At 46.7% G+C, this 3,504-nt stretch carries 4 protein-coding genes; 2 read left to right on the top strand and 2 right to left on the bottom strand.

Annotation, left to right across the window (positions count from 1 at the left end):
• Nucleotides 1-465 (top strand): prolipoprotein diacylglyceryl transferase (locus QZ735_RS19390; protein WP_294252244.1); only part of this gene is annotated, 465 nt, incomplete at its 5' end.
• 167 nt (nucleotides 466-632) lie between these two features.
• On the opposite strand, the gene QZ735_RS19395 is transcribed toward QZ735_RS19390, so the two are convergent.
• Nucleotides 633-2,144 (bottom strand): NAD(P)H-hydrate dehydratase, encoded by a 1,512-nt coding sequence (locus QZ735_RS19395; RefSeq protein ID WP_294252246.1) that lies wholly within the window; start codon nucleotides 2,142-2,144, stop codon nucleotides 633-635.
• 508 nt (nucleotides 2,145-2,652) lie between these two features.
• Between QZ735_RS19395 and mscL the strand changes: the two genes are divergently transcribed.
• Complete coding sequence (gene mscL, locus QZ735_RS19400; RefSeq protein ID WP_294252247.1) at nucleotides 2,653-3,042, top strand: large conductance mechanosensitive channel protein MscL; 390 nt, start codon at nucleotides 2,653-2,655, stop codon at nucleotides 3,040-3,042.
• A gap of 49 nt (nucleotides 3,043-3,091) precedes the next feature.
• Here the strand turns inward: mscL and QZ735_RS19405 are convergent.
• On the bottom strand, nucleotides 3,092-3,504 hold a 413-nt coding region (locus QZ735_RS19405; RefSeq protein WP_294252249.1), incomplete at its 5' end, for an NAD(P)-dependent oxidoreductase.

Consider the following 3,504-nt stretch of genomic DNA (forward strand, 5'->3'; position numbering starts at 1 on the left):
TATGACCGACTGGGTATCGTGATTTCCCTGGGTGGCGCATTTGTAAGACTGGGAAATTTCTTCAATTCTGAAATCATCGGGAAACCGGTAGATCCCAACTCCCCTTTCGCCATTCTGTTCCCGCAGCAGAGCAGCGAATACGGTCTGACGGTACCGAGATATCCGGCCCAGCTTTTTGAAGCTTTCGGTTATGTATGCCTGTTTGTGCTGCTTTGGTTCCTGTACAGGAAAACCAATAAAAAATACCGTCAGGGCTGGCTTTTCGGGTTGTTTTTCATCATCCTCTGGGCCATCAGGTTCTTTGTGGAATTCCTGAAAGAACCGCAGGGAGACGAGTTCATCCGGTTGGGAGGGCTGAATACAGGGCAGGTCCTTTCCATTCCCTTCATGATTGCAGGGGTCATCATCATGATCGTATCCAAAAAATTCACCATTACCCAGGCGGAAAACGAGAAGCCGGACTAAGATATACCATGCCTGCTTCCGCAATGGCGGAACGGCTACAGAAAGAGGCAGTCCTCCGGGAACTGCCTCTTTTTTTATGTGATTTCTCTGTAATCAGTTTAACCTGTAACCGGGAAAGTACCCTTTGATATTCCGATCTTTTTCTCCGTTTTCCGGAAAGCGCCGGGCTACAGCATCCTCTTTACCTTATGGTTCAGTTCCTCAAAAACATTTCCGAAAGCTTCAATGACATCGGTTGGAAGTACAGATTCTTTAGAGCACCTTTCCGAGGCATATTCGGCAGCCCTTCCGTGGAACCATACGCCCAGAATGGCAGCCTGCTCCTCCGTATACTGCTGGGCCAGCAGCGAGGTGAGAATACCGGTGAGGATATCCCCGCTTCCGCCTTTCGCCAGGCCGGCATTTCCGGTGATGTTATAGAAGACCTTTCCTTCCGGTGTTACCACCTGCGTATGATGGTCTTTCAGAATGATATACACGTTCAGTTCCCAGGCTTTGGTCTTTGCCAGCTGCAGCCGCTCAAAGGAGTTTTCCGTTTTCCCAAAAAGCCTTTCAAATTCTTTGGGATGAGGGGTAATCAGAGACTTTTCCGGGATCAGCTCTACACTTCCGGGATGCTCTGAAATGATATTCAGGGCATCGGCATCCAGCACCAGCGGCCTGGAGTACGTCCTGAGAAACAGAAGAAAGCTCTCTGCGGTCTTCTCATGGGTTCCCAAACCGGGACCAATTCCGAAAACAGCTTTTTCATCCGGCCCGAAGCGGTCTATATAATCGGTGCCCGCTTCCAGAAACAGGGCTTCAGGTGCTGCAGTCTGTATGATTTCGTATCCGCATTTCGGAGCAGAAACAAAAGTAAGCCCGGCCCCCGACCGCAGGCAAGATCTCGCAGCCAGTACGGCGGCTCCTATTTTGCCATAGCTTCCGCCTGCAATAATGGCCTTCCCATAGGTTCCTTTATGTGAAAAATCATCTCTCAGCCTGAAAATATTCTTTACCATATCATGGATCACAAAATCATCGGTCCTGGCTTCTGCAATACAGTCGTCGCTGATGCGGATATCCAGGATATGCACTTTACCCGTATACTTACCGGTTTCCGGATGAAGGAATGTTTTTTTCCAGAATTGCAGGCTCAGGGTGTAATCTGCTTTGAATACCGTGGATCCGTCTGAAAAAATATGGTCTGCGAAAAGGCCTGAAGGAAGATCGATGGAAATTTTGAGATTGGTTTTGTCATTCAGCATGGCGATCAGGTTTCTGACGTCTCCTTCCGCCGGCCTGGACAACCCGGTCCCGAAGATGGCATCGATGATGACCGTACGGTTATCGAACCGGTAACCCGCAGCGTCTTTGAAATCACGGAGGGTAATTCCCGAAATTTCTTTCAGAGCTTTAAAATTGACATGGGCATCGGGAGAGAACTTTCCTTTGCAATTGGTAAAAACATCGATATCGAAGCCTTTCAGGTAAAGCATTTTGGCAATGGCAAACCCGTCGCCGCCATTGTTTCCGGTGCCGCAGAAAATGGCAAAATTCCTGTGATGGTTGCAGTTTTCAGAAATCCAGTCAACACAGGCCTGGGCTGCTCTTTCCATGAGGTGAATGGAAGCTACAGGTTCATTTTTTATTGTATACTGATCACAATCCTGGATCTGCTTGGCAGTTAAAATTTTCATCGAAATGTATTAAAAATAAGTCAGGCTAATTTACAAAAAATTAAAAGACTAAGTAAAATAAAATCAGGCCTGTGAGTAACATCCGGCATCTGTATGATAAGGCTTTTCCGGATGTTTGCAGCACCGGCTTCCGCCATGATCCGGAGATTTTGAAAGAATGCACTCCGGTACTTTTTCCGGGTGAGCAGATTCCGGCGGCATGTGGAGAGATACACATTCTGACAAAGCTGATTTTTATGAAAAGCTGTACGGAATCCGTTTATCCTTGCGAAATTTTCAATGATCCAGCCAGACTGTACCGGAAAGATAATGCCGGATACAGAAGAAAAAGTCGCAGCCGGAAACCTGAAGCTTCTATTGCTAGTATTCTATTCATTGAATAGCAAAATTACCTATTTACCCCGCTGAAACACAGCATATTTCAATTAATTCTCCAATATTTGACATGGTATGTGTTTTTTATGGTATGAATTGCTTATTTTTGTTTATAACACATTAAAAAACGATTATGGGATTTGTTAAAGAATTTAAAGAATTTGCCTTCAAGGGCAATGTGCTGGACCTGGCCGTGGGGGTAATCATCGGTGCAGCCTTCAGTGCCATTGTGAAATCATTCGTGGATGATATCATCACTCCGCTCCTGCTGAATCCTGCCCTGGAAAAGGCCCACGTGAAAAACATCGCCGAACTGTCCTGGAACGGCGTGAAGTACGGAAGCTTCCTGTCATCGGTCATCAGCTTCTTTATTGTGGCCCTGGTACTCTTCCTCCTGATCACCATGGTGAACAAGCTGAACCGGAAGCCGGAACCTGTTCCGGTAGTGCCTGCAGGTCCTACGGAAGACCAGAAACTGCTGGCAGAGATCAGGGATCTCCTGAAAAGCAAAAATACGCTATAAAAGAAAAAGCACTTCGGAATGAAGTGCTTTTTTTCTTTATATTTTATTTTTACTGAATCTGTAAAATACTTGAAATCTGTTCTGCCAGGGAAAGCCCGATTCTGTCCTGTGCTTCCAGCGTAGACGCTCCGGTATGCGGCGTCATGGAAATTTTCGGGTGGCTGAGGATTTCTTTTGCCGGGGTCGGCTCATTGATGAAAACATCAAGTCCTGCAAATTTTACTTTTCCTGAATCCAGGGCAGCAATCAGGGCAGCCTCATCAATCACTCCGCCTCTCGAACAGTTGACAATCGCCACACCCTGCTTCATCATTTCAAATTCAGCGGCTCCGATCATGTAACCGTCTTTCTGGGCCGGAACATGGAGCGTGATGAAATCCGAATGCTGCAGGACATCCTGAAGCGGTTCGGTCTCGATATCCACATTGATGAACTGCTTGTTGTAGAATGTCACTTTTATGC

Origin of the sequence: uncultured Chryseobacterium sp., assembly GCF_913776365.1 — a bacterium.
GTDB lineage: Bacteria > Bacteroidota > Bacteroidia > Flavobacteriales > Weeksellaceae > Chryseobacterium.